This is a genomic window from Actinomadura madurae, from assembly GCF_047130825.1.
Lineage (GTDB): Bacteria > Actinomycetota > Actinomycetes > Streptosporangiales > Streptosporangiaceae > Spirillospora > Spirillospora madurae.
Genome location: NZ_CP083237.1, coordinates 7,557,937 through 7,583,257, shown reverse-complemented (window position 1 = coordinate 7,583,257; position 25,321 = coordinate 7,557,937). Strand labels below are relative to the sequence as shown.

Genomic DNA, 25,321 nt, shown 5'->3' with positions numbered 1-25,321 from the left:
GAGGGGGCGGGACATCCGTGCTCCCACGGATCCGCCACGGAATCACCACGGCCGGGCGGGCGGGACCGCCTACTCCCACTCGATGGTGCCCGGAGGCTTGGACGTGATGTCGACCGTCACCCGGTTGATCTCGCGGACCTCGTTGGTGATGCGGGTGGAGATGCGGCGCAGCAGGTCGTACGGGAGCTTCGCCCAGTCGGCCGTCATCGCGTCCTCGCTGGTCACCGGGCGCAGGACGATCGGGTGCCCGTACGTCCGGCCGTCGCCCTGGACGCCCACGGACCGGACGTCGGCGAGCAGGACGACCGGGAACTGCCAGATGTCGCGGTCGAGGCCGGCGCGGGTGAGCTCCTCGCGGGCGATGGCGTCGGCGTCGCGCAGGATGTCCAGCCGCTCGCGGGTGACGGCGCCGATGATCCGGATGCCGAGGCCGGGGCCCGGGAACGGCTGCCGCCAGACGATCTCCGACGGCAGGCCGAGCTGCTCGCCGAGCGCGCGGACCTCGTCCTTGAACAGGGTGCGCAGCGGCTCCACCAGCTCGAACTGGAGGTCGTCGGGCAGGCCGCCCACGTTGTGGTGCGACTTGATGTTCGCCGCGCCGGTGCCGCCGCCCGATTCGACCACGTCCGGGTAGAGGGTTCCCTGGACGAGGAACTCGACCGGCTCGGAGGCGTCCTCAGCACCCTTCTGGGGGGACGACCCCCCAGCTCCCCCGGATCCACCGTGGACTATTTCGCGGGCCGCCTCCTCGAACACCCGGATGAACTCGCGGCCGATGATCTTGCGCTTCTCCTCCGGGTCGGTGACGCCGTCGAGGGCGGCGAGGAAGCGCTCCTGGGCGTCCACCACGTGCAGGTTCACCCCGGTGACCGCGACGAAGTCCTTCTCGACCTGCTCGGGCTCGCCCTTGCGCAGCAGCCCGTGGTCGACGAACACGCAGGTCAGCTGGTCGCCGATGGCGCGCTGGACGAGCGCGGCGGCGACGGCGGAGTCCACCCCGCCGGACAGCGCGCAGATGGCCCGCTTGCGCCCCACCCGCTCCCGGACGGCCTCGATCGACTCGTCCGCGATGTTCACCATCGTCCAGTTCGGGCGGCAGCCGGCGCCCTCGTAGAGGAAGCGCCGCAGGATCTCCATGCCGTGTGCGGTGTGCAGGACCTCGGGGTGGAACTGGACGCCGAAGAAGCCGCGCTCCAGGTCCTCCATGCCGGCGACCGGCGTGACGTCGGTGCTCGCCGTGACCGTGAACCCGGACGGCGCCCTGCTGACGAAGTCGCGGTGGGACATCCACACCGCCTGCTCGTGCGGCAGCCCCGCGAACAGCATGCCCGGGGACGTGACGGCGACGGTCGCGCCGCCGTACTCGGCGACGTCGGAGTTCTCGACCGTCCCGCCGAGGGCCTGCGCCATCACCTGGTGGCCGTAGCAGATCCCGAGCGTCGGGACGCCGAGGTCGAACAGCCCCTCCGGCACGATCGGGGCGCCCTCGGCGTACACCGACGCCGGGCCGCCCGACAGGATGATCGCCTTCGGCCGCCGGGCGAGCATCTCCGCCGCCGGCATGGTGGACGGCACGATCTCGCTGAACACATGGCACTCGCGGACCCGCCGCGCGATCAGCTGCGCGTACTGCGCGCCGAAGTCGACGACGAGGACGGTGTCAAAGGACTGGTCTGCGGCCACCAACTACGCCTTTCGCACGGCCGGAAGGGCCTCCCAGTCTAAGGGGGCGCTGCCTGCGCCGATGCGGCGCACCTCGCAGACCACCCTCACATGGTGCGATCAGCCGATAACGGTCGGCATCCATTTACCTTGAGCGCACGCACCGGAGGGCTTCGCTCTGATACCTGTTGATGACGCCTCGTATTCGCCCGCTTCCCGTCCGCAAGCGACCTCCCTAGGAGTGCCGTGAAGCTGCTCGCCGCCGCCGCCCTGCTCGCCGCCCTCGCTCCCGCGGCGCCGACGGGGCCCTCCGGGCCGGCCAGACCCGCCCTGTCGCTCGACCGTGCGGACTGCGCGCACCCGGAGGCGAGGCTGCGGACAGGCGGCCATGGCGAGGAGCCCAACGAGCTGACGCCCGCCGAGGCGGCCTCTGTCGAACAGCGTCTCAACCAGGTTCTGGACGGTCTGGGGCTGGCAGCGGGCTCGACAGAACGTCCGGACGGCTCTACGGACCCTGCCCTGCAGCGCGCTGCTCAGATCACGATCCCCGTCTACTTCCATGTAATTCACGACGGCGCCAAGGGCAACGTGTCCACCGCGGCGGTCAAGCGGCAGATCAGCACGCTGAACGCGTCCTACGGAGGACGTAACGGAGGCGCGAACACGCGTGTCTCCTTCCGGCTCCGCGCCATCAGCCGCAGCGACAACGCGGCCTGGTTCGGCGACCCGGAACGCTACGAGGGGACGTACAAGCCGAAGCTGCGCAGGGGCGGCAAGGGGACGCTGAACCTCTACAGCGCCTACATAGGCGGAGACCTTCTCGGCTGGTCGACGTTTCCGTGGAAGTACAAGACCGATCCCAAGATGGACGGGGTCACGATTCACTACGCCAGCATGCCGGGCGGTTCCATCAAGCACTTCAACAAGGGCTTCAGCGCGACGCACGAGGTCGGGCACTGGCTGGGCCTTTACCACACGTTCCAGGACGGCTGCCGCGGCAAGGGCGACCGGGTCTCCGACACCCCGCCCGAGCGCGACCCCACGAACGGCTGCCCGACCGGTAAGGACACCTGCCCGTCCCCGGGGCGCGACCCGGTGCACAACTACATGGACTACGGCCACGACACGTGCATGACGTCGTTCACCGCCGGACAGGGCACCCGTGTCCACAAGGTGTGGAAGGCCTACCGCGCCTGACCCTTGATCCGGGCCGCGTCGGCGGGCGGCAGGTGGCGGACGGCCTCGCGCAGTGTCACGCCTGACATGGCGCCGGCGCGAGGCTCGACCCACGCGGTCACCCACGCCGGGTCCTTCTTGGACAGTTCGCGGAGGACCCACCCGAGGGCCTTGCGGATGAAGAACTCGCGTTCGTCTATGAGCGCGTCCCCGAAGCGGTCGATCCTGCCCAGGTCAGGGTTTCCCGTCCGTACGCCTCGTAGCAGGGCCAGGACGGCCGTACGCCGGATCCACATGTAGGGGTCGGCCACCCAAGCGTCCAGTGCCGTCGCCAGGTCAGGGTGGCGGACGACCAGATCACCGACCACCTTCTCCGCGAGATGGTCGACGTACACCCAGCTTGCCGAGTCGCGTACGAGCGCCTCGGCCATTCCGAGATCGCGCGGCTCCAGCAACGCGGCCCGCTTCGCGAGGACCTCTATGGCCGCCACGCGCGCCTCATGGACGGGACGGCCCTCGTCGGTGACGTCCCAGAGTTCGCGGGCGAGAGCGAGCAGTTCCTCCCGCGTGGGCTTGACCTCGACCGCCGACAGCGCGACCTTCCGCAGTGCCGGGACGGGCACGCCGATGTGGACGAGACCGCTTTTCAGGTAACGCTTCTCGTTCTCGGCCCGTGACGAATCCGCCTGTGCCCGCAATTCCGCCAGGACCCGCGCCGTCTCCCCCTCCACGTCCATGCGGGACACGCTACGCCGTCGCGCCATGGCGCCGTGTTCAGCATTACCCGTCCCTGTTCGTCCAGGTTTGCTAAAGACGTGATGATTATTCGCCTTCACCCTTGTCTCAGCACAGACTCCGCTCCCCCAGCGCGCGCTCCCCCGCTCGCGCCGCACCCCCAAGGAGTTCCATGAAACGCGCCCGAATCGCCGCTGCCCTCGGTCTGGCAGCCGCCTTCACCGCGTACGCACCCGCCGCCCCCGCCACCCTCGCCGCCCCGGCGGCCCCGTCCGCCCGGTGCGCGGACCAGCCCGCCCAGGCCCGCGTCCAGGCCGGAGCCCACGTCACGGAGCGGAACCAGCCCGGAGCGGCCAAGGTCGCCGCGATGGAGAAGGACTTCCACAAGCGCCTGGGCAAGCTGAAGAAGGCGAGAACCGCCGCGGCCGTCACCGTCCGCGTGCACTTCCACGTCGTCTACGGCAGCGCCGGCAACGTGTCGGACGCGGTGCTGAACAACCAGCTCGACGTCCTCAACGACGCCTACGCCGGAAGCGGCGTCACCTTCACGCTCGCCGAGATCAAGCGGACGCAGAACGCGTCCTGGTTCTCCGACCCCGAGCGTTACGAGAGCCAGATGAAGAACGCCCTGCACACCGGCGACGCCCAGGACCTCAACTTCTACACCGCCGACCTGGGAAGCAGCCTCCTGGGCTGGGCGACGTTCCCGAGCGAGTACAGCTCCCAGCCGTCGATGGACGGCGTCGTCGTCCACTACCAGAGCCTGCCGGGCGGCTCCCTGGGCAACTACAACGAGGGAGACACCGGTACCCACGAGGTCGGCCACTGGATGGGCCTGTACCACACCTTCCAGGACGGCTGCGGCGGCCAGGGCGACCGCGTGTCCGACACGCCCGCCGAGCAGAGCCCCGCGTCGGGCTGCCCGACCGGCCGCGACACCTGCTCCACGGCAGGCGCCGACCCCATCCACAACTTCATGGACTACAGCTACGACGCCTGCATGTACGAGTTCACTCCGGGCCAGGCGGAGCGCATGCAGTCCCAGTGGGCGGCCTACCGCGCCTGACGAACGGCGTCCGGCGCCGCAGCCCTCGTGCTGTGGCGCCGGACGTAGCCGCCTACGGGGCGGTGCAGTCGGCGACCTTCATGCGCCACGCGCGCATGAGGGCCGCAGGAGCCGGACGCGCGCACGGGTCGTAGGCGCCGTCCACCATGATCACCTTCCAACGCCCTGTGGGCGCCTGCCGGGTAAAGGCCGCCCCCGCGTCGGTGTTCTTGGTGGGACTGTCGCGGTACCAGAGTGCGAGGACGGCGTAGTAGCGTCCGCCCACTCGTCCGTAGTGCGCGTTCTGCTTCTCCACTACGAGACGGCGGTAGTGCCCAGGATTGTGCTCACGCTCGTACACGTGGGCCAGCTCACTCCGCAGCTTCGCACTCATCGGCAGCACCTGCGGACGGTCCGCTGCCTGCACCGGACCAGCGGTCGCCGCGAGCGCGAGAGGAACGCCTAACGCCACGATCGGGGGGATTTCTTTGCGCATTCCCGAACGCTAAGCGCACCCCCAGCCGCAACCCCCCATCCCCATTTCCGGCGCGTCTCCCCTCCACCCGACATAGCCGACAACACTCCCCGGGGCTTGGCCGACCACCGGGGGTTATCCACAGGAACGCGTTTCCCTTCCCCGGGGCTCCGGCGGGTCCGAGAATCCAGGGAGTCGAGTCGGGGGAGGCCGCGATGTCAGGTGATGTCGACGATGGGCAGGCGCAGTGCCGCGGGCGCGCCGTCCGGGACGACCGGGTTCTTCGGAGGGACGGGCGCGAGGCGCCGGTAGGGGTCGCCCAGCGCGGGGCGGGGGTCGTCCTCCGCGCGGTTCGGCCAGAACGCCATCGCGCGCTCGGCCTGGGCGGTGATGGTCAGCGACGGGTTGACGCCGAGGTTGGCCGACACCGCGGAGCCGTCCACGATGTGCAGGCCCGGGTGCCCGTAGACGCGGTGGTAGGGGTCGATCACGCCCGACTCGGCGGAGTCGCCGATGGCGCAGCCGCCGAGGAAGTGCGCCGTCATCGGGACGTCGAACAGGTCGCCCCACGTGCCGCCGGCGATGCCGCCGATCTCCTCGGCGATCCGCCGCGTCGCCTCGTGCCCCTCGGGGATCCACGTCGGGTTCGGCTCGCCGTGCCCCGCGGACGCGCGGACGTCCCAGCCGAACGGGCCCCGCTTCGGGCTCAGCGTGATCGAGTTGTCGCGGGTCTGCATGACCAGCGCGATCACCGTCCGCTCCGACCAGTGCCGCACGTCGAGGAGCTGGACGAGGTCGCGCGGCCGGCGCACCGCCTCCCGGGCGAACTTCAGGATGCGGGGCCGGTGCCGCTCCCCCGGGCGGTCGCCGTCCACCAGCAGGGTCTGCAGGCCGGCGAGCAGGTTCGAGCCCCGGCCGTACCGGACGGGCTCGACGTGCGTGTCCGGCGCCGGGTGGAACGACGAGGTGATCGCGACGCCCTCGGAGAAGTCGGGCCCCGGCCGGCCGTTGCGGCGGCCCCCGCCGAGGATCGCCTCGGAGTTGGTGCGGGTCAGGGCGCCCAGCCGGTCCGACAGGCGCGGCAGCAGCCCGGTCGACTTGAGCCTGTGCAGGAGCTTCTGCGTCCCGTAGGTGCCGGCGGCGAAGACGACCTGCCCGGCGGTGAGGGTCTTGCGGTTCCGTCCGAACGAGCCGGTCCGCACGATCGCGACCTCGTACCCGCCGCCGGGCAGCGGCCGCACCGAGGTCACGCGGCTGAGCGGCATGATCCGGGCGCCCGCCCGCTCGGCCAGGTACAGGTAGTTCTCCGTGAGCATGTTCTTCGCGCCGTGGCGGCAGCCCACCATGCACTCGCCGCACTCCAGGCAGCCGCGCCGCCGCGGGCCCACCCCGCCGAAGTAGGGGTCGGCGCTCTCGATCCCGGCACCGCGCCCGAAGTGGACGCCGACGGGCGTGCTGACGAACGTCCCGCCCTTGCCCATCCGGTCGGCGACCTTCTTCATGACCTCGTCGGCCGCCGTCGTCGTGGGGTTCCGGACGACGCCGAGCATGCGCTTCGCCTGCTCGTAGTAGGGCGCCAGCTCGTCCCGCCAGTCGGTGATGTGCGCCCACTGCCGGTCCCTGAAGAACGGCTCCGGCGGGACGTACAGCGTGTTGGCGTAGTTGAGCGACCCGCCGCCGACGCCCGCCCCCGCCAGCACCATCACCCGGCTCGACTTCGCGCCGCGGATGAGGTGCATCCGCTGGATGCCGGTCAGGCCGAGCGCCGGCGCCCACAGGTAGCGGGCCACGCGCCAGTTCGTCTTCGGCAGCTCCGGATACCGGGACCCCGGCGCCCCGGACGGGTTCGTGTCGAAGCGGCGGCCCGCCTCGATCACCCCGACCCTGTACCCCTTCTCGGTCAGGCGGAGCGCCGACACGCTGCCGCCGAACCCCGACCCGACGACGAGCACGTCGAAGTCATGCGTCACGGGCGTTCCCTACTTGATGCGGAGCTTCTTCATGAGCTTGATGCCGGACGACATCAGATCGGCGTACTTGGCGTAGCCGATCGAGCCCGGAGGCTCCAGATCCATGAAGTGCTGGCTCGCGACCGTCTGCACCTCGGTGAACCTCAGCAGGCCCTCCGACCCGTGCCTGCGCCCCACACCGGACTGCTTCATCCCGCCCATCGGGGAGTCGTACGACGCGAACGCGGCGCCGTACCCGTCGTTGACGTTGACCGTCCCCGCGTGGATGCGGGACGCCAGGCGGCGGCCCTTCGCCGCGTTCTTCGTCCAGACCGAGGCGTTCAGCCCGTAGGGCGTGTCGTTGGCGCGGGCGACGACCTCGTCCTCGTCCCGGTACTTGTAGACCGCGACGACGGGCCCGAACGTCTCGTTCGCGCACAGGTCCATGTCGCCGGTCACGTCCGTGAGGATGGTCGGCTCGTAGAACAGGGGCCCGATGTCGGGACGGGCCTTGCCGCCCGCGAGAACGGTCGCGCCCTCCTCCACGGCCTGGTCGACGTGCCGCGTCACCGCGTCGAGCTGGCGCCGGAAGGTCAGCGAGCCCATCTCGACGTCGAAGTCGAGGCCCGTGCCGAGCTTCATGCCCGTGACCATCTCGGCGAACCGGGGAACGAACCGGTCGTAGATGTCCTCGTGCACGTACATCCGCTCGATGGAGATGCACAGCTGCCCGGCGTTGGTGAAGCACGCGCGGACCGCACCGCGCGCGGTCCGCTCCACGTCGGCGTCCGCCATGACGATCATCGGGTTCTTGCCGCCGAGCTCCAGCGAGTAGCCGACCAGGCGCGGCGCGACCTTCTCGGCGATGGCCCGGCCACCGCGCGTCGACCCCGTGAAGGACACGTAGTCGGCCTCGTCCACCAGCGGATCGCTGATCTCGCCTGGATCCCCCACGACGATCTGCCACAGGTCGCGCGGCAGCCCGAGCGAGATCAGCAGGTCCAGCACCCACAGGCTGGACAGGCACGTCTGGGTGTCCGGCTTGTGGATCACCGCGTTGCCCGCCATCAGCGCGGGCGCGATGTCGCTGGCGCCGAGCGAGAACGGGTAGTTCCACGGGGCGATCAGCGCGACGACGCCCTTCGGGTGCCGCAGCTCCTGGACACGCGTGGCGCCCGGCATCATCCCCTGCCTCCGCCGCGGCTTCAGCAGCTTCGGGGCCCGCCGCGCGTAGTACAGCGAGCACAGCGCCACGTCGAGGAACTCCTCCAAGGCGTGCCGGCGCGCCTTGCCGGTCTCCAGCTGGATGATGTCGAGGATCTCCTCGCGCCGGTCCACCAGCGCGTCCGGCAGCCGCAGGAACGGCTTGACCCGCTCGCCCGCCGGCCGCGCCGCCCAGGCCAGCTGCGCCTCGCGAGCCCGCTCGTAGGCCTTGCGGACGTCATCGGCACCGGAAACGGGAACGGTGGCGAGAGGTTCACCCGTGAACGGGCCGGGGATGGTCGCGGTCTCGGCGCCGTCCGAGGCGATGTGCGAGGCCAGCCGGTCGATGAGGGTCTGGGGGAGCTCGTGCTCTGCCGCGCCTGTGGCAGGGACCGTCGGGGATGCCATGGAGGCAGAGTATGACCAGCCGCCCATATCTGGCTACCCGCAAGTAACGCACTACTCGGGGTGATATGCCCCACCTCGCCGGTGTTTTCCGTCCTCGGCTGACGAACTCCCTCGAACGGACCGTTCCAAGCCAGGCAGAGTTGCGCAACTCGGGGACCGACCGCCTCCGACCGGTGTATTTCGAAGAGTAGGGAGAGAATCTCGGCGCGTGACCGCCGCCGGACGCGCCACCGCTGACGGAGGGGAACAGCACATGACCGACGAGCGACCCGAGGCGAAGCGGCCGTCCGGCGGCGGCCCCCGGCCGCGCCGCGACAGGCGCGAGCGGACCCGCACCGCCCTGCTCACCGCCGCCGAGCGCCTCTGGGCCGAACGCGGCATCCACGGCGCCTCCCTCGACGACATCGCCGCGGCCGCCGGCCTCACCAAGGGCGCGGTCTACTCCAACTTCGCGGGAAAGACCGACCTGCTGCTCGCCCTGATGGAGCGCATCACGAGCGACCGCACCCGCACCGGCGTCTGCGAGGAGCTCCACGCCGCCGCGGAGGACGCCGACCCCACCGGCCGCTCGTCCCCCCGCCACGACGCCGACGACGCCCCCCGCCGCCTGGCCCTGCTCCTCGTCGAGTTCTGGCTCTACGGAATGCGCGACTACGCCGCCGGCTGGCGCATCGCCGACTGGTACGCCGAACGCCGCGCCCAGCTCGCCAGCGAGCTGGACCCCGCCGACGACGTGCCCCCCGCCGACCGCGCCACCCTCACCATGGCCCTCGACGTCGGCCTGGCCTTCCAACACCTCCTGGACCCCGCCCGAGTCCCCACCGACCTCTACAAGACCGGCAAAACCCTAATGCAACGCCCCACCCCCTAACCCCACCCCAACGCGCAGAGCGTGGTGGGGTGCAGGTCGGGGGTGGGGTGTCAGGTTTGGTGGGTCGGAGTGGCTCCGCAGAGGCGGAGGGCGCTTTCCAGGCATAGGGCCGATGCCTCGTCGGGGGGTGAGGCGGCGCCGACGGGACTGACCGGAGGCGGCTAGGGCGTGGCGGTGGGGACGATGTCCGGGGCGCCTCGGCGGTGGGCGTCGGCTTCCTGGTCGTCTTCCTGGGTTTGGGAGGCTCGCTCGGCCTCCACGCGCTTGCGGTAGTACTCGATCTCGCGGTCGCGCTGCTTCTTGGACCAGCCGAGGACGGGGGCGAGGAGGTCGGCGGCCTCCTGGGCGACGCCTACGCCGCGGTCCCAGGTCTCGATGGAGATGCGGGTGCGGCGGGCGAGGACGTCGTTGAGGTGGCGGGCCCCCTCGTGGGTGGCGGCGTAGACGATCTCGGCGCGCAGGTAGTCGTCGGCGCCGGCCAGCGGCTTGGCCAGGTCGGGCTTGTCGGAGATGAGTTCGAGCAGGTCGTCCAGCAGGGAGCCGTAGCGGCGCAGGAGGTGCTCGATGCGGGCCACGTGCAGGCCGGAGCGGGACGCGAGGCGGTGGCGGGCGTTCCACATGGCCTGGAAGCCGTCGCCGCCGACGAGCGAGATCCGGTCGGTGCACGACTCGGCGACCTTGCCGTCGAGGCCGTGGGCGACGGCGTCGATGGCGTCCTTGGCCATGACGCGGTACGTCGTGTACTTGCCGCCGGCGACGAGCACGAGGCCGGGGACGGGGTGCGCGACGACGTGCTCGCGGGAGAGCTTGGAGGTCTCCTCGGTCTCGCCGGTGAGGAGGGGGCGCAGGCCCGCGTAGACGCCCTCCACGTCGTCGTGGGAGAGGGGCGTGGTGAGGACGGAGTTGACATGGTCGAGGACGTAGTCGATGTCGGCCTTCGAGGCGGCCGGGTGGGCGCGGTCGAGGTCCCACGCGGTGTCGGTGGTGCCGATGATCCAGTGGCGGCCCCACGGGATCACGAACAGGACGGACTTCTCGGTGCGCAGGATGATCCCGGTCGAGGAGTGGATGCGGTCCTTCGGGACGACCAGGTGGATGCCCTTGGAGGCCTTCACGTGGATCTGGCCGCGCCCGCCGACGAGTTCCTGGATGTCGTCGGTCCACACGCCGGTGGCGTTGACGACCTGCTTCGCGCGGACCTCGCTGGTCGTGTTGCCCTCCAGGTCGCGGATGCGCAGGCCGGTGACGCGCTCCCCCTCGCGCAGGAACCCGAGGCACTGGGTGCGGGACGCGATCTGCGCGCCGTACTCCGCGGCCGTCCGCAGCGCCGTCATGACGAAGCGGGCGTCGTCGACCTGGGCGTCCCAGTACTGGATCGCGCCGACGAACGCGTCCTTGCGCAGGGACGGGGCGAGCCTCAGCGCGCCGCGCCGGGTCAGGTGCCGGTGGTGGGGGACGCCGCGGGTGCTGCCCATCTGGAGCGACAGCAGGTCGTACAGGGCGACGCCGGCGCCGAAGTACGCGCGCTCCCACACGCGGTGCGTGGTCGGCAGCAGGAACGGGACGGGCCTCACCAGGTGCGGGGCGATCTGCTGGAGGAGCAGGCTGCGCTCGGTCAGCGCCTCCCGGACCAGGTCGAAGTTGTACTGCTCCAGGTAACGCAGCCCGCCGTGGATCAGTTTGGACGAGCGGGAGGAGGTCCCGGACGCGAAGTCGCGCGCCTCCACCACCGCGACCGACAGTCCACGGGTGGCCGCGTCGAGGGCCGCGCCGGCGCCGACGATGCCGGCCCCGACGACGACCACGTCGAACTCCTCCTGGGCCATGCGGTCGAGCGCCGCCGCGCGCTCGGCGGGGCCGAGCCGGGAGCTTCCAAGGCCGGTCACCGGTGATGCCGTCATCGCGTATCCCCCCAGAGCGGTTCGTTTTCCGAACGGTTCCTACCCAAGAGTAGGGACGGGTCCACCCTGGAAACGACCGATTCGGCGTGGGTTCGCTCTCAGTCGCTGGACCGGCGGGGGGCCACGACGACCTGTACCCGCTGGAACTCCTTCAACTCGGTGTAGCCGGACGTCGCCATCGCCCGGCGCAGCGCCCCGATGAGGTTCATGGAGCCGTCCGCGACGTGGGACGGGCCGTGCAGGATCTGCTCCATCGTCCCGATCGTCCCGAGTTCGATGCGGGTGCCGCGCGGGACGTCGCCGTGGTGGGCCTCGCTGCCCCAGTGATAGCCGCGTCCGGGCGCCTCGGTGGAGCGCGCGAACGGCGAGCCGACCATGACGGCGTCGGACCCGCAGGCGAACGCCTTGGCGATGTCGCCGCTGTTCACCATGCCGCCGTCGGCGATCACGTGCACGTACCGGCCGCCGGACTCGTCCATGTAGTCGCGCCGGGCGGCGGCCACGTCCGCGACCGCGGTGGCCATCGGCACGGCGACGCCGAGGACGGTCCGGGTGGTGTGCCCGGAGCCGCCGCCGAACCCGACCAGCACGCCGGCGGCGCCGGTGCGCATCAGGTGCAGCGCCGCGGTGTAGGTGGAGCAGCCGCCGACGATCACCGGGACGTCGAGGTCGTAGATGAACTGCTTGAGGTTCAGCGGCTCGGCGCGCCCGGACACGTGCTCGGCGGACACGGTCGTCCCGCGGATGACGAACAGGTCGACGCCCGCGTCGATCACGGCCTTGTGGAACTGGGCGGTGCGCTGCGGGGACAGCCGCGCCGCGACGGTCACGCCCGCCTCGCGGACCTCCTCGATCCGGCGGCCGATCAGCTCCTCCTTGATCGGCTCGGAGTAGATCTCCTGGAGCCGCTGGGTGGCGCGGACGTCGTCCAGCGAGGCGATCTCGGCGAGCAGCGGCTCGGGGTTCTCGTACCGCGTCCACAGGCCTTCGAGGTCGAGGACGGCGAGCCCGCCGAGCCGCCCGACGGCGATCGCGGTGGCGGGGCTGACGACGCTGTCCATCGGCGCCACGACCAGCGGCATCTCGAACCGGTAGGCGTCGATCTGCCAGGCGACGCTGACCTCCTCGGGATCGCGCGTCCGGCGGGACGGCACGATGCCGATGTCGTCGAAGGCGTACGCCCGGCGGCCGCTCTTGCCACGGCCGATCTCCACCTCAGCAGCCACTGCGCCCTTCCCTCACGTGATCCGGTGTTCCCGCGGACGGCGGCAACAAGCCCCGGAAGAGCTTACGTCAGCCCCGAGCGCACGCGAGACACGGCGGCGACGGCGAGATCGCAGGCCGCCGCGCCGATCCGGACCGGGCCGGAGACAGACCGCGCGCCGGCCACATCCCCCGCAGAAGTGACCGGCGCGCTCTCGGTGGTTATGACGCACCCCGCCCCACGAAGGTTCGGACAGGCCTACACCCGGGGGCCGAAGGTCAGCGGCCCTGGTAGTTGGGGGCCTCCACGGTCATCTGGATGTCGTGGGGGTGGCTCTCGCGCAGGCCGGCGGCGCTGATGCGCATGAGCTGGCCGCGCTCCTGGAGTTCGGGGATGGTGCGGGTGCCCGCGTACCACATGGACTGGTGGAGGCCGCCGACGAGCTGGTGCGCGACGTTGGCGAGGGGGCCGCGGTAGGGGACCTGGCCCTCGACGCCCTCGGGGATCAGCTTCTCCTCGGCGGTGACGTCGCCCTGGGCGTAGCGGTCCTTGGAGTAGGAGGCGCCGCGCTCGCGGTTGCGCATCGCGCCGAGCGAGCCCATGCCGCGGTACGACTTGTACTGCTTGCCGTGGACGAAGATCAGCTCGCCCGGGGACTCCTCGACCCCGGCGAGCAGGCTGCCGAGCATGACCGTGTCGGCGCCCGCGACGAGGGCCTTGGCGATGTCGCCGGAGTACTGCAGGCCGCCGTCCCCGATCACCGGGACGCCGGCCTCGCGGGCCGCGCGGGACGCCTCCAGGATGGCGGTGATCTGCGGGACGCCGACGCCGGCGACGATGCGGGTGGTGCAGATCGAGCCCGGCCCGACGCCGACCTTGATCGCGTCGGCGCCCGCGTCCACCAGCACCTTGGCGCCGGCCTGGGTGGCCACGTTGCCGCCGACGACCTGGACCGGCGCGTTCCCCTTGATCGCGGCGATGGTGTCGGCGACGCCCTTGGAGTGGCCGTGCGCCGTGTCGACGATGACCACGTCGGTGCCGGCCTCGATGAGGGCGCGGGCGCGGCGGATCGCGTCGTCGCCGACGCCGACCGCGGCGGCGACGAGGAGGCGGCCGTCGGCGTCCTTGGTGGAGTCGGGGTACTGCTCGCTCTTGGTGAAGTCCTTGGTGGTGATGAGGCCCTTGAGGCGCCCGTCGGCGTCGACGAGCGGGAGCTTCTCCACCTTGTTGCCCGCCAGCAGCCGGAACGCCTCGTCCCGCGACACGCCGACCGGGGCGGTGACCAGCGGCATCGGCGTCATGACCTCGCGGACCGGGCGGGACAGGTCCGACTCGAAGCGCATGTCGCGGTTCGTCACGATGCCGACCAGGACGCCGCGGACGTCGGTGACGGGCACGCCGGAGATCCGGTAGTGGGCGCAGAGCTCCTCGACGTCGGCGAGGGTGGCGTCCGGCAGGCACGTCACCGGCTTCGTGATCATGCCGGACTCGGACCGCTTGACGCGGTCGGCCTCCTCGGCCTGCTCCTCGATCGCCATGTTGCGGTGCAGCACGCCGATGCCGCCCTGCCGCGCCATCGCGATGGCCGTCCGGGACTCGGTGACGGTGTCCATCGCCGCCGACACCAGCGGGATGCGCAGCGAGATCTCGCGGGTGAGCCGGGTGGTGGTGTCGGCCTCGCCCGGCTGCAGGTCGGAGTAGCCCGGGAGCAGGAGGACGTCGTCGAAGGTCAGGCCCTGCGGGAGGATCTTGTCGGCGGCGGGGTTCATGACAACCTTCCCGTGGTGGTCGCGGCATCGGGCCAGGTCACGCGGGACCCGGCTTCCATGGTAGGGGCTGGGCCCGCGCCCGGACGGGGTGTTGCGCACGGCGGTCACGTGGCCTTGATGACATCTCGCAACAACACGGACGGTCCTGTCCATTCCCCTCGTTCAGCCACGCATCGTGACCGTTCACACACGGAGAAGAGCGGGGGGTGCACCTCATGGGCGGTCCCGCAGTAGCGTGGGGGTGTGCACGACGACGCACCGCTCGACCCGTTCGCCGGCGATCCGGAGGATCCGGCGGCGGCGCTGGGCGACCCCGGCGACGACACCGCTCCGCTCAGCGTGACGGAGCGGGAGGACGTGCTGGCCGACCTCGCCGACCTGGAGGTGTTCCGGGCGCTGCTGGAGCCGCTCGGCGTGCGCGGCCTCACCGTCGACTGCGGCGACTGCGGCAAGCTCCACTACATCGACTGGGACCTGCTGCACGGCAACCTGCGCCACCTGCTCGACGAGGGCCTGCCGCGCGTGCACGAACCCGCGCTGTCCCCCGATCCCGTCGACTACGTGAGCTGGGAGTACGCCCGCGGCTACGTCGACGGCGTGATCGACAGCGAAGAGGGCCGCGACGAGAACTGACCGCCCGCGCGGTCGGTCCCCCACCAGCCCCCGGTCAGTCCCCGCGGGGACGGTCCTCGCGGGGCGGGTGCCGGAGGGCGCGCTTCTCGGCCTCCCTGCGCAGGTCCTCGATGCGGCGGCGCGGGTCGTCCTCGGCCGGGCCGTCCGGCCGGGTGGACGGGGCGGAGTTCACCATCGGGGCGGGCGCCTCGGGACGCTCGGGAGGCTCGGGACGGCGGCGCAGGACCGGGTCGAGGCGGCGCTTGAAGCGGTCGATCCTCTTGCGCTCCTGACCTCCGGGCGCGGTGACGCCGCCGGGTTCCGGGGAGGAGCGGGCGGGCGGCCGCGGACGTTCGCGCGTCGCGGCGTCGGTGTCGGTCCCGGCCCGGGGCACGTCCGGCGCGCCGGCCGTGCTCGGCGCCGGGGACGCGGTGGTCTGGTCGGCGACGCCGCCCGCCGCGGCGACACCGCTGCTGGCGAGGACGGCACCGGCCACCCCGAGGGCGACGATCGTGCGCGGCCCGCGGCGGCGGGGTCCGGGCCCCTGCGGCGCGGGCGGCGCCGTGCCGGGGCCGGAGCCGGAGTCCGGGTCGTCCACATCGGTGATCAGCGCGTGCAGCAGCCGCACCGCCGGGTCGGGGTCGTCGGCCGCACGCTCGCCCGGCGGGCGGGAAGGGGAGCCCTCCGGCGCCGGGCCGGGGCGGGCCGCCCGGTCGCCGGCGCGCCGCCGCGCCGCCAGCGACTCGATCAGGGCGTCGGTGCGGCGCACCGCGCCGAGGTCCTCGGGAGGACCGGCGGGCGGGCCGCCGGGCGGGGACGGCGCGTCGCCGGAATGCGAAGGCTCGGCCGGATTCGGGCCGCCCCGGACGCCGGTGAGGGGGCCGCGCTCCGTCAAGCGATCGACTCCTCTCTGGCCATCGCCCGGAGCCGGGCCAGGGCCCGGTGCTGGGCGACCCGGACGGCGCCCGCGGACATGCCCAGCACGTTGCCGGTCTCCTCCGCCGACAGGCCCGCGACGACCCGCAGCAGCACCAGCTCGCGCTGGTGCTCGGGCAGCCGCGTGAGCAGGTCGCGGGCGCGCTGGGCCTCGATGTAGCGCACCACCGTCTCCTCGGGCCCCGGCCGGTCGTCGGGGCCGTCCGGCAGGTCCTCGGTGGGGACGGCCGCGCGCACCGCGCTGCGCAGCGCGTCGGCGATCTTGTGCGCGGCGATGCCGAAGACGAAGGAGGCGAACGGACGGCCCATGTCGCGGTAGCGGGGCAGCGCCGACAGGACGGCGATGCAGACCTCCTGCGCCACGTCGTCGGCGATGTGGTACTGCCCGGAGACCCGTCCGAGCCGGGCCCGGCAGTACCGGACGATCATGGGCCGCACCTCGGCGATGAGGACCTCGATGGCCCCCGGGTCGCCCTGGACGGCGCGGTTCGTCAGCTCCTTGAGGTCGCCGTCGCCCGCGTCCGCGGCGCGCAGCGCCCGCGTCCCGCGCCCGCCGTCGCGGGCCGGCGGAGGGGCCGGCCCTCCCGAGGGTTCGGCAGCGCGCGCGGTCACGGTCCCGGCGTAGCATCCCTCGGTCACGTCAAGCATGATGCCCAGCACCCCCGGGCGTGTCTCCACTGTCCTCTACAACGGAATGGTCACAGTGCGGGATCGAACCTGGGGATACTACGCAACGTTTCCGCACGACTGCCGTGTGTCGCCGTTCGAAGAGGGTCCCGGAGACGAACAAGACCCCCGCCCGGACGGACGGGGGTCTTGCCGAAACATTCCGGACGGGACGTGTCCCTCCGGGTGAGCCGACCTCAGTGGCCGTGCCCGTGGCCGTGGCCGTGACCGCCGGCGGCCTCCTCCGGCTCCTCCGGCTTGTCGACCACGAGCGCCTCGGTGGTGAGCAGCATGCCCGCGATCGAGGCGGCGTTGGTGACCGCGGAGCGGGTGACCTTCACCGGGTCGATGACGCCCTGGGCGATCAGGTCGCCGTACTCGTTCGTCGCGGCGTTGTAGCCGTGGCCCGACTGCAGCGCCTGCACCTTGGAGACGACGACGTAGCCCTCCTGGCCGGCGTTCTCGGAGATCCAGCGGAGCGGCTCGTTCAGCGCGCGGCGGACCGCCTCGGCGCCGGTGGCCTCGTCGCCGGACAGGCCGAGGGAGTCGAAGCCCTCCTTGCCGACGTGCACCAGCGCGCTGCCGCCGCCGGAGACGATGCCCTCCTCGATCGCCGCGCGGGTCGCCGAGATGGCGTCCTCCAGGCGGTGCTTCTTCTCCTTCAGCTCCACCTCGGTGGCGGCGCCGACGCGCAGCACGCAGACGCCGCCGGCCAGCTTGGCCAGGCGCTCCTGCAGCTTCTCGCGGTCCCAGTCGGAGTCGCTGTTCTCGATCTCGACCTTGATCTGGTTGACCCGCGCGTTGATCTCGTCCGCGGAGCCCTCGCCGTCGACGATGGTGGTGGCGTCCTTGGTGACGGTGATCCGGCGGGCGCGGCCGAGGTCCTCCAGCCCGATGGAGTCGAGCTTGAGGCCGATGGCCTCGCTGACGACCTGGCCGCCGGTCAGGGTGGCCATGTCGCCGAGCATCGCCTTGCGGCGGTCGCCGAAGCCCGGCGCCTTGACCGCGACGGAGGTGAAGGTGCCGCGGATCTTGTTGGCGACGAGCAGCGCCAGGGCCTCGCCCTCGACGTCCTCGGCCACCACGAGCAGCGGCTTCTTGGTCTGCGCGACCTTCTCGGCCAGCGGCAGGAACTCCTGCACGTTGGAGATCTTGCCGTCCACGATGAGCACGTAGGCGTCCTCCAGGACGGCCTCCATGCGCTCGTGGTCGGTGACCATGTGCGGCGACAGGTAGCCCTTGTCGAACTGGAGGCCCTCGGTGAACTCCAGTTCGAGGCCCATGGTGTGGGCCTCCTCGACGGTGATGACGCCGTCCTTGCCGACCTTGTCGAACGCCTCGGCGATCAGCTCGCCGATCTGCGGGTCCTGCGCGGAGATGGTCGCGACGTGCGCGATCTCGCCCTTCTCGCCGACCTCGCGGGCCGACTTGCGCAGCTGGTCGGAGACGTACTGGGCGGCCGCGTCGATGCCGCGCTTGAGGGCGAGCGGCGACGCGCCGGCCGCCACGTTGCGGGTGCCCTCGCGGACCAGCGCCTGCGCGAGGACGGTCGCCGTGGTGGTGCCGTCGCCCGCGATGTCGTTGGTCTTGGTCGCCACTTCCTTGGCGAGCTGGGCCCCGAGGTTCTCGTAGGGGTCCTCCAGCTCCACCTCGCGGGCGATGGTGACGCCGTCGTTGGTGATCGTCGGCGCGCCGAACTTCTTGTCGATGACGACGTTGCGGCCGCGCGGGCCGATCGTCACCTTGACGGCGTCCGCGAGAGCGTTGACGCCGCGCTCAAGAGCCCGGCGAGCGTCCTCCTCGAACTCCAGGATCTTCGCCATGCGGATACTCCTCTTTCACGCGATCCGCCCCGGCAGGCCCGCCGAAGGCGGCGCCGACCGGGGCGGGTGCATCACGTCTCGGTGATTACTTCTCGATGACCGCGAGCACGTCGCGGGCCGAGAGGACGAGGTACTCCTCGTTGTTGTACTTGACCTCGGTGCCGCCGTACTTGCTGTAGAGCACGACCTCGCCGACCTTGACGTCGACGGGGACGCGCTCGCCCTTGTCGTCGACGCGACCCGGGCCAACGGCAAGGACGGTGCCCTCCTGGGGCTTCTCCTTGGCGGTGTCCGGGATCACCAGGCCCGACGCGGTGGTGGTCTCGGCCTCAAGCGGCTGGACGACGATGCGGTCCTCAAGCGGCTTGAGAACAACCTTGGTGGCGGTCGTCACGATCTGACCTCCCCTTCGATTGGTCCTCGGCCGGCCACGGATGGCCGGCCAGCACATGTGACAGAGAGGCGACCCTGGACCGGCCTGCCGTCGCGGGTGCCAGACCGACCTTTGTCGCTGTATTGGCACTCTCACTATGAGAGTGCCAGACATGGAGACTATTCCGTGGCCGTTGGCCCGTCAACACGGACACGGAGGCACCACGCGCCGTTCACCGGGGGCTAACTTCCACCCTATGGACATCCCGTCGTTCCGGGCCCTGCGCACCCCCTCCGGGCAGGCGCTCCTCAGCGAGACGGCCGCGGCCGACGTGAGCGAGGACGCCCTGCTCGCCACCGCTTCCCGCTTGCGTGAACGGCACGATTCCGCGCTCGTCTCCGCCGCGCTGACGCAGGCGCGGTTGCGTGTGCGGGCGCGGGCCAAGTTCGGCGCGGACGCCGAGCGCATGTACTTCACCCAGGCGGGGCTGGAGCAGTCGACCCGTGCGAGCGTGGCGGCCTACAGGGCGGGACGGTTCGCGGACCGACTCCCTGGCGCGCGTGTTCTCGACCTGGGGTGCGGGATAGGGGCCGACCTCGTCTCCCGAGCGCGCGCGGGGCTCGCCGGGGAGGGCGTGGAGCTCGACCCGCTCACGGCCGAGGTCGCCCAGGCGAACGTGACCGCTCTCGGGTTGGACGGTCTCGCTTCTGTGCGGGTGGGTGACGCGACCAACGAGGACCCGTCCGGGTTCGGCGCGGCGTTCGCCGACCCTGGACGGAGAACCGCACGGGGCCGGGTCTTCGATCCCCGCGCGTATGAGCCGCCGCTCGACGTCGTCCTCGACATGGCCGCCAAGGTGCCGGCCGCTTGCGTGAAGGTCGCGCCCGGCATCCCGCACGAGGCCGTGCCCGACGGCGCGGAGGCCGAGTGGGTCTCGGTCGGCGGTGACGTCAAGGAAGCGGCCCTGTGGCTCGGTGAGCTGGCCGGGGATGTGGGGCGCCGTGCCACGCTGCTGTCGTCCGACCTCGATCCAGAGGTGTGGACGCTGACGCCGCAGGGGTTCGACGCCCCGGACGTGCGCGCGTGGGGCCGTTACCTGTACGAGCCTGACGGAGCCGTGATCCGCGCCCATCTGGTCGGCGAGGTGGCGGAGCTGGTCGGCGGTGGTCTGGCCGATCCGCACATCGCGTACATCACGTCCGATGAGCTGCGTCCGACCCCGTTCGCCTCCGCCTACGCGATAGAGGACGTGCTGCCGTTCTCGGTGAAGCGGCTGCGCGCGGAACTGCGCCGGCGCGAGATCGGGGTGCTGACCGTCAAGAAGCGCGGCTCGGCCGTGGACGTCGACCGGCTCCGGCACGACCTCGGCTTCGGCAGGCGGCGCCCCGGACGCGGCGCGAAGGAGCTGACCCTGGTGGTCACGCGCGTCGGGCGCGACCCGGTCGCGCTTCTCGCCCACCCGGTCGCGGGCTCCTGAGCCGCGTCGCGGGCGCCTGACCCGCCCGGACGGGCGGCCGGACGGCAACCGTGCCCAAAGATCTTCCCGTGGCGGGGCAACACCAAGCGGGGCCGGGCGACGCGCCATGGCGGTGCAAATCATCGGCGCTTTCCGGCATTGCGTTCACCACCGGGATTGCGGGCGCCCGGCAAGCGCCGGCGGAGGCGGGGAAACGGCCCGGTGAGATCAACCGGCCGGAAAACACCAAGGCAGGTTCAGCGGCCGGGACTCCGAAGGCCCCAATGCGTCCCCGAAATGCCCCGCGGCCCGTTCCGCTGCATCACGCGGTTCGCACACGCATCGCCCGGCCGTAGCGGACCGCGGGTTCGGGAACTGCCGATGTTGGACGAGATGTACGGACAGAACGCCGGACCCTGCGACCTCCCCCGCCGCCCCCGGACGGTACCCATCACCACGATCACCACAAGGGCCGTGAAGCGGGAATTCCACGCCCGCCCGGCTATTTCTCGCTATTCGCCCCAGCCGGATAACAGGCGCATTCCGCAGAACTCATAATCTTCTCTGCTACCCGTTTTAGCAGTGCTCTACACGCACTACAGTGGCCACTCCAGAGATTCATTTGCCGTGCGTCATTTCGTCGCGCCGGCACACGAAGGAGCATCGGGTGGAAACGAATCACAACTTCCTGCAGACGGGGGGTCAACCGGTCTCGGATCGGATGCGGGAGTTGCTCGCCCGTGCGGCGCAGGACCACGTCTATGAACAGCGCTCACAGGGTCAGGTCCTGGACGAGATTCGCCAGCGGCTGGAAGGCATGGAGTGGCTGCTCCGCGAGGTCCGCGAGCGGGAGCTCAGCGGGCTGACCGGGCAGATCGAGAGCGTCCGCGGGCAGGTCGACGAACTGTCCGGCAAGCCCCCGGAATGGGCCGAAGGCCTGGCCGAGCACATCGAGGCGTTCGGCGAGCGGGTCAAGCCCGTCGCCGAGCTGCCCGCGCTGTGGGCCGACGTCGGCGTCGTCGCCGAGAACGTCGACGAGGGCCTGACCCGCATCCAGGCCGTCCTCGACTCCGCGCAGCAGATCACCGACGCCACGCAGCAGGCGTCGCAGCGCATGGACGAGATGACCAAGCGGCTCGACAAGCTCCAGGGCAGCATGGAGGCCGCGTCCGTCCGCTTCAACCGGCTCGACAAGTCGCTGGCCGAGCTGGGCCACCGGTCCGAGCGGCTGGAGCATTCGATCAACGGGGTCACGGCCCGGGTCGACCAGGCGCTCGGCGAGATGGCCGAGCGGATGGAGCAGGGTCTGGAGGCCGTCAACGGCCGGGTCGAGGGCGTCGGCGGGCGGCTCGACGGCCTGGACGGCCGGCTGGACGGCGTCGACGGCCGCCTCGAAGGCGTGTCCGGCAAGCTGGACGGCATGGACGGCCGCTTCGAGAGCCTCGACGGCCGCATCGACGGGGTGGGCGAGCGGATCGCCCGGCTGCCCGCCACGCTGGAGATCGCCGAGCTGCACCGGCTGCTGAACGAGGTCGCGCAGCGCCCGGCGGCCGAGTACGGCGACCGCTTCGACGCGCTGGAGAAGCACCTCGCCGAGGCCGTCGACCCGCTGATCGAGGAGCTGCGCGCCCGGCCGGACCGCGACGAGGTCAAGGCGACCATGTCGCAGATCGCCGAGACCGCCTACAGCGACGTCGCCAAGCGGATGGACGAGTTCTCCCGCCGGTTCGAGGACGTGCACGACGACGTCCGCAAGCGCATCGAGAACATCCACGAGGAGGTCACCAAGCGGGTCGACGTCGCGCTGGAGGAGTTCACCACCCAGGTCGCCATCGTCTCCCGCCGCGTCGAGTCGGTGCACGCCGACGTCACCAAGCAGGTCGAGGCCGTGCACACCGATGTGGCGCGGCAGGTCAGCGGCGTCCACGACGACTTCGGCAAGCGGATCGGCGACATCCACGAGGACGTCACGCGGCAGGTCGGCACCATCCATGAGGACGTCGCCAAGCAGGTCGGCAACATGCAGGAGGACGTCGCGCGCCAGGTCGGCGGCGTGCACGCGGAGTTCGCGCGGCGGGTGGAGAGCATGCAGGACGAGGCCGGGCGGCGCGCCGACGCCGCGCAGGCCGAGTTCGCCAAGCGCTTCACCAACGTCCAGGACGAGGTCGGCCGCAAGGTGGACGGCGTCCACGACGAGGTCTCCAAGCAGGTCAACGCGGTCCACGAGGACGTGCTGAAGCGGCTGTCCACCCTGGAGGAGACGATGCTCGCCCTGGCCGAGGCGCTGCTGCGTCCCCGGCGGGAGGCCAAGGACTGACCGGACCGGACCGGGCCCGGGGGCGGCCCCCGGGCCCGCGCCGAACGGCGGCCGGGTGGGGCCGGCGCGGGCCCCACCCGGCCGCATTCGGATACCCAACGGAATCCGTGGTGTTTGTCCGGCTAAGGGGTGTGACGACCGGAGGACCTCCCTCAAGCGACCCCGATGACGTGCATTTTGTTACGTTCCGTCTTCGCAAAATCACTCCCAATACCCTTCGGAATCCGTTTTGATGGATCAGGTGACCCACACACCGGCTCCCTGCCTGCAGACCGGCGCCCCGCCCGCCTCCACCACCCTGCGCTGGGTGGAGGAGTGCCTCGGCAAGGGCGCCGAGGTCCGCATGGTGCGGCCCCTCGCCGGCGGCGGCACCCACGCCAACCACGCCCTCCTCGTCGAGACCCGCTCCGGCGAGGCGCACCGCCTCGTCCTGCGCCGCTGGACGTCCCGCGCCCCCGGGCCCGCGCGCCGCAGCTACGGCGACACCGAGTTCTCCCCCGAGCGCGAGATCGCCGCGCTGGCCCTGCTCGCCGGCTGTGAGATCCCCACCCCGGCGCTCGTCGCCGCCGACCCCGCGGGCGCCTACTGCGACGTCCCCGCCCTGCTCATCACCCGGCTCAAGGGCCACCCGCCGCGCCCCTCGCCCGACGACCTGCCCGAGTACCTCATCCAGCTGGCCGCCGCCCTGCTGTCGGTGCACGCGCTGAACGGCGCGTCCACCATGCCGCCGTACGTGCCGCACAACCGGCTCGACGTGCGGGTCCCGCCCGTGCACGCGCTGCGCCCCGGCCTGTGGGAGCGCGCCTTCGAGGTCGCCGAGCGCCCCGCCCCCGAGGCGCCCGTCCGGTTCATCCACCGCGACTACCACGCCGACAACACGCTGTGGTCGTTCGGCAGGCTCACCGGCGTCGTCGACTGGTCGGACGCCTCGTCCGGCCCCGTCGCCGTCGACATCGCCCGCATGCGCCGCGGCCTGGCCCTGCGCCACGGCACCGGCGTCGCCGACCACTTCCTCGCCACGTTCGACCAGGTCTCCGGCGGCCACCGGCACGACCCGTACTGGGACGTCCGCAGCGTCCTCGACCTCCTCCCCGAGGACGACGACCGCACCATCGACGAGGCCCACGTCCCCCTCTACGAGGACTACCTGGCGAGACTGCTGGCGGAGTGCTAGCCCGGCGGAGCCCCCGGGGTCAGCAGCTGATGGTCTCTATGGGGAGGCTGGAGTCGGCCGGCAGCCCCAGGGCGGACGGGGGCGCGCCGGCGGCGGCCAGCTCGGAGCCCAGCGCGGCGACCATCGCGCCGTTGTCGGTGCACAGCTTCGGGCGCGGGACGCGCAGCCGCACGCCCGCCGCCTCGCAGCGCTCCGCGGCGAGGGCGCGCAGCCGCGAGTTGGCCGCGACACCGCCGCCGATCAGCAGGTCGCCGACGCCGTTGTCCTTGCAGACCTTCAGCGCCTTGCGCGTCAGCACGTCCACGACGGCCTCCTGGAAGGACGCCGCCACGTCCGCGACCGGGACCGGCTCGCCCGAGCGCTCCCTCGCCTCCACCCAGCGGGCCACGGCCGTCTTCAGGCCGGAGAACGAGAAGTCGTAGGTGCCGTCGTCGTACTTGCCGCGGGGGAACGCGATCGCGGCCGGGTCGCCGTCGCGGGCCCTGCGGTCGATGACGGGGCCGCCCGGGAAACCGAGGTCGAGGACCCGCGCGACCTTGTCGAACGCCTCCCCCGCCGCGTCGTCCACGGTGCCGCCGAGGGACCGGACGTCGCCCGCCACGTCCGGCACCAGCAGCAGGGACGAGTGCCCGCCCGACACCAGCAGCGCCACGCACGGCTTCGGCAGCGGGCCGTGTTCGAGCTGGTCGACGCACACGTGCGCGGCGAGATGGTTGACGCCGTAGAGCGGCTTGCCGAGCGACAGCGCGTACGCCTTGGCGGCGGCGACGCCCACCATCAGCGCGCCCGGCAGGCCCGGCCCGGCCGTCACCGCGAAGGCGTCCACGTCGGTGAACGCCACGCCGGCCTCGGCCAGCGCCCGCTCGACCGTCGGCCCCATCGCCTCCAGGTGCGCGCGGGACGCGACCTCCGGCACGACGCCGCCGAACCGGGCGTGCTGGTCGACGCTGGAGGCGATCGCGTCCGCCAGCAGCGTGTGCCCCCGCACGATCCCGATCCCCGTCTCGTCGCACGAGGTCTCGATCCCGAGCACGAGCGGCTCGTCCCGAATCACGTTGACTCTCCCTGTGTCGAGTGCCTGCAGAGGTGCCCGCGGGTCACTCGGGTCTGGTGAAGCCGATGGGCGGACGGTCGCGGAGCGTCCGGCACATGACGATCGCGTCCACGTCCGATGGCTGGTAGTAGCGCTTGCGGACGCCGACCCGGGTGAAGCCGAACCGCTCGTAGAGGCGGTGGGCGGCGTCGTTGTCGGCGCGGACCTCCAGGAACACCGACTCGCTGCGCCGCCGGACGGCCTCGTCGAGGAGCTCGGTGAGCAGCGCGGCGCCGATGCCGTGCTTGCGCCGGTCCGCGCGGACCCCGATGGTCTGCACGTCGGCCTGCCCGCCCGCGGCGGCGAGGCCCGCGTAGCCGACGATCTCGCCGCCGGGGTCGGCCGCGACGACGTAGTGGCGGGTGCGGGGCTGGTCGGCGAGCTCCCCGGCGAGCATCTCCTCGCTCCAGGCGTTCTCGGGGAACAGCGAGCGGTCCAGCCGGTGGACCGCCGGCAGGTCGTCGCCGGTCATG

Annotated in this window: 21 protein-coding genes; 7 read left to right on the top strand and 14 right to left on the bottom strand. The window is 71.8% G+C overall.

Features of this window, described 5'->3' with window-relative positions:
* Window positions 1-69: 69 nt before the first annotated feature.
* A complete protein-coding gene (guaA, locus tag K8Z49_RS35025; RefSeq protein ID WP_177287869.1) occupies window positions 70-1,683 on the bottom strand; it encodes a glutamine-hydrolyzing GMP synthase in 1,614 nt (537 codons plus the stop codon).
* A gap of 225 nt (window positions 1,684-1,908) precedes the next feature.
* Here guaA and K8Z49_RS35020 point away from each other — a divergent pair, with 225 nt between their 5' ends.
* A complete protein-coding gene (locus K8Z49_RS35020) occupies window positions 1,909-2,859 on the top strand; it encodes a zinc metalloprotease (protein ID WP_021594094.1) in 951 nt (316 codons plus the stop codon).
* On the opposite strand, the gene K8Z49_RS35015 is transcribed toward K8Z49_RS35020, so the two are convergent.
* A complete protein-coding gene (locus K8Z49_RS35015) occupies window positions 2,847-3,575 on the bottom strand; it encodes a DNA alkylation repair protein (protein ID WP_412516179.1) in 729 nt (242 codons plus the stop codon). The two genes, K8Z49_RS35020 and K8Z49_RS35015, sit on opposite strands and share 13 nt — an antisense overlap.
* Window positions 3,576-3,745: 170 nt before the next feature.
* Between K8Z49_RS35015 and K8Z49_RS35010 the strand changes: the two genes are divergently transcribed.
* On the top strand, window positions 3,746-4,639 hold the full coding sequence (locus tag K8Z49_RS35010; RefSeq protein ID WP_412516178.1) for a zinc metalloprotease: 894 nt from the start codon (window positions 3,746-3,748) through the stop codon (window positions 4,637-4,639).
* 52 nt (window positions 4,640-4,691) lie between these two features.
* On the opposite strand, the gene K8Z49_RS35005 is transcribed toward K8Z49_RS35010, so the two are convergent.
* From K8Z49_RS35005 to K8Z49_RS34995, 3 genes are all read right to left on the bottom strand, one after another.
* The gene (locus tag K8Z49_RS35005) at window positions 4,692-5,012 is read right to left on the bottom strand and encodes a hypothetical protein (protein ID WP_143118752.1); all 321 of its coding nucleotides are present in this window, start codon (window positions 5,010-5,012) and stop codon (window positions 4,692-4,694) included.
* Between the two features lie 299 nt (window positions 5,013-5,311).
* Window positions 5,312-7,063 (bottom strand): FAD-dependent oxidoreductase, encoded by a 1,752-nt coding sequence (locus K8Z49_RS35000; RefSeq protein WP_021594098.1) that lies wholly within the window; start codon window positions 7,061-7,063, stop codon window positions 5,312-5,314.
* 9 nt (window positions 7,064-7,072) lie between these two features.
* Window positions 7,073-8,653 carry a succinic semialdehyde dehydrogenase gene (locus K8Z49_RS34995; RefSeq protein ID WP_412516177.1) on the bottom strand — a complete coding sequence of 527 codons (1,581 nt, stop codon included), beginning with the start codon at window positions 8,651-8,653 and terminating at the stop codon, window positions 7,073-7,075.
* A gap of 253 nt (window positions 8,654-8,906) precedes the next feature.
* Between K8Z49_RS34995 and K8Z49_RS34990 the strand changes: the two genes are divergently transcribed.
* The gene (locus K8Z49_RS34990) at window positions 8,907-9,524 is read left to right on the top strand and encodes a TetR/AcrR family transcriptional regulator (protein ID WP_083598369.1); all 618 of its coding nucleotides are present in this window, start codon (window positions 8,907-8,909) and stop codon (window positions 9,522-9,524) included.
* Window positions 9,525-9,685: 161 nt separating this feature from the next.
* Here the strand turns inward: K8Z49_RS34990 and K8Z49_RS34985 are convergent, their stop codons facing one another.
* From K8Z49_RS34985 to guaB, 3 genes are all read right to left on the bottom strand, one after another.
* Window positions 9,686-11,425: a glycerol-3-phosphate dehydrogenase/oxidase gene (locus K8Z49_RS34985; RefSeq protein WP_024934165.1), complete on the bottom strand. Its 1,740-nt coding sequence runs from the start codon at window positions 11,423-11,425 to the stop codon at window positions 9,686-9,688.
* A 98-nt stretch (window positions 11,426-11,523) separates the two neighbouring features.
* Window positions 11,524-12,639 carry a GuaB3 family IMP dehydrogenase-related protein gene (locus K8Z49_RS34980; RefSeq protein WP_075023883.1) on the bottom strand — a complete coding sequence of 372 codons (1,116 nt, stop codon included), beginning with the start codon at window positions 12,637-12,639 and terminating at the stop codon, window positions 11,524-11,526.
* Window positions 12,640-12,907: 268 nt separating this feature from the next.
* Entirely contained in the window at window positions 12,908-14,398 is a 1,491-nt protein-coding gene (gene guaB / locus K8Z49_RS34975) for an IMP dehydrogenase (RefSeq protein WP_021594103.1), read from the bottom strand.
* Window positions 14,399-14,641: 243 nt separating this feature from the next.
* On the opposite strand from guaB, the gene K8Z49_RS34970 reads away from it, so the two are divergent.
* The gene (locus tag K8Z49_RS34970) at window positions 14,642-15,031 is read left to right on the top strand and encodes a DUF5319 domain-containing protein (RefSeq protein ID WP_075023884.1); all 390 of its coding nucleotides are present in this window, start codon (window positions 14,642-14,644) and stop codon (window positions 15,029-15,031) included.
* A 34-nt stretch (window positions 15,032-15,065) separates the two neighbouring features.
* Here the strand turns inward: K8Z49_RS34970 and K8Z49_RS34965 are convergent, their stop codons facing one another.
* The 4 genes from K8Z49_RS34965 to groES all read right to left on the bottom strand — a co-directional run bounded on the left by K8Z49_RS34965 (window position 15,066) and on the right by groES (window position 18,832).
* A complete protein-coding gene (locus tag K8Z49_RS34965; RefSeq protein ID WP_412516176.1) occupies window positions 15,066-15,905 on the bottom strand; it encodes a hypothetical protein in 840 nt (279 codons plus the stop codon).
* The gene (locus K8Z49_RS34960) at window positions 15,902-16,594 is read right to left on the bottom strand and encodes a sigma-70 family RNA polymerase sigma factor (RefSeq protein WP_412516175.1); all 693 of its coding nucleotides are present in this window, start codon (window positions 16,592-16,594) and stop codon (window positions 15,902-15,904) included. The genes K8Z49_RS34965 and K8Z49_RS34960 overlap by 4 nt, the downstream gene beginning before the upstream one ends.
* Before the next feature lie 215 nt (window positions 16,595-16,809).
* Complete coding sequence (gene groL / locus K8Z49_RS34955; RefSeq protein WP_021594483.1) at window positions 16,810-18,435, bottom strand: chaperonin GroEL; 1,626 nt, start codon at window positions 18,433-18,435, stop codon at window positions 16,810-16,812.
* 85 nt (window positions 18,436-18,520) lie between these two features.
* Window positions 18,521-18,832 (bottom strand): co-chaperone GroES, encoded by a 312-nt coding sequence (gene groES, locus K8Z49_RS34950; RefSeq protein ID WP_200871711.1) that lies wholly within the window; start codon window positions 18,830-18,832, stop codon window positions 18,521-18,523.
* A 232-nt stretch (window positions 18,833-19,064) separates the two neighbouring features.
* Between groES and K8Z49_RS34945 the strand changes: the two genes are divergently transcribed.
* The 3 genes from K8Z49_RS34945 (at window position 19,065) to K8Z49_RS34935 (ending at window position 23,755) form a co-directional block, all read left to right on the top strand.
* Window positions 19,065-20,285 carry a THUMP-like domain-containing protein gene (locus K8Z49_RS34945; protein WP_412516174.1) on the top strand — a complete coding sequence of 407 codons (1,221 nt, stop codon included), beginning with the start codon at window positions 19,065-19,067 and terminating at the stop codon, window positions 20,283-20,285.
* A 646-nt stretch (window positions 20,286-20,931) separates the two neighbouring features.
* A complete protein-coding gene (locus K8Z49_RS34940; RefSeq protein WP_021594486.1) occupies window positions 20,932-22,581 on the top strand; it encodes an apolipoprotein A1/A4/E domain-containing protein in 1,650 nt (549 codons plus the stop codon).
* 232 nt (window positions 22,582-22,813) lie between these two features.
* Window positions 22,814-23,755 (top strand): phosphotransferase family protein, encoded by a 942-nt coding sequence (locus K8Z49_RS34935; protein ID WP_372507056.1) that lies wholly within the window; start codon window positions 22,814-22,816, stop codon window positions 23,753-23,755.
* Between the two features lie 19 nt (window positions 23,756-23,774).
* Here the strand turns inward: K8Z49_RS34935 and tsaD are convergent, their stop codons facing one another.
* The gene (gene tsaD / locus K8Z49_RS34930) at window positions 23,775-24,809 is read right to left on the bottom strand and encodes a tRNA (adenosine(37)-N6)-threonylcarbamoyltransferase complex transferase subunit TsaD (RefSeq protein WP_218163856.1); all 1,035 of its coding nucleotides are present in this window, start codon (window positions 24,807-24,809) and stop codon (window positions 23,775-23,777) included.
* Between the two features lie 43 nt (window positions 24,810-24,852).
* Window positions 24,853-25,320: a ribosomal protein S18-alanine N-acetyltransferase gene (rimI, locus tag K8Z49_RS34925; RefSeq protein ID WP_033330102.1), complete on the bottom strand. Its 468-nt coding sequence runs from the start codon at window positions 25,318-25,320 to the stop codon at window positions 24,853-24,855.
* Window position 25,321 lies beyond the last annotated feature (1 nt).

Excerpts from the sequence above, each read along its gene's own strand:
- K8Z49_RS35015 (WP_412516179.1), bottom strand. The coding sequence starts at position 3,575 with ATGGACGTGGAGGGGGAGACGGCGCGGGTCCTGGCGGAATTGCGGGCA.
- K8Z49_RS35010 (WP_412516178.1), top strand. The coding sequence starts at position 3,746 with ATGAAACGCGCCCGAATCGCCGCTGCCCTCGGTCTGGCAGCCGCCTTC.
- K8Z49_RS35005 (WP_143118752.1), bottom strand. The coding sequence starts at position 5,012 with ATGAGTGCGAAGCTGCGGAGTGAGCTGGCCCACGTGTACGAGCGTGAG.
- K8Z49_RS34995 (WP_412516177.1), bottom strand. The coding sequence starts at position 8,653 with ATGGCATCCCCGACGGTCCCTGCCACAGGCGCGGCAGAGCACGAGCTC.
- K8Z49_RS34990 (WP_083598369.1), top strand. The coding sequence starts at position 8,907 with ATGACCGACGAGCGACCCGAGGCGAAGCGGCCGTCCGGCGGCGGCCCC.
- K8Z49_RS34985 (WP_024934165.1), bottom strand. The coding sequence starts at position 11,425 with ATGACGGCATCACCGGTGACCGGCCTTGGAAGCTCCCGGCTCGGCCCC.
- guaB (WP_021594103.1), bottom strand. The coding sequence starts at position 14,398 with ATGAACCCCGCCGCCGACAAGATCCTCCCGCAGGGCCTGACCTTCGAC.
- K8Z49_RS34960 (WP_412516175.1), bottom strand. The coding sequence starts at position 16,594 with ATGCTTGACGTGACCGAGGGATGCTACGCCGGGACCGTGACCGCGCGC.
- groL (WP_021594483.1), bottom strand. The coding sequence starts at position 18,435 with ATGGCGAAGATCCTGGAGTTCGAGGAGGACGCTCGCCGGGCTCTTGAG.
- K8Z49_RS34945 (WP_412516174.1), top strand. The coding sequence starts at position 19,065 with ATGGACATCCCGTCGTTCCGGGCCCTGCGCACCCCCTCCGGGCAGGCG.
- K8Z49_RS34935 (WP_372507056.1), top strand. The coding sequence starts at position 22,814 with ATGGATCAGGTGACCCACACACCGGCTCCCTGCCTGCAGACCGGCGCC.
- rimI (WP_033330102.1), bottom strand. The coding sequence starts at position 25,320 with ATGACCGGCGACGACCTGCCGGCGGTCCACCGGCTGGACCGCTCGCTG.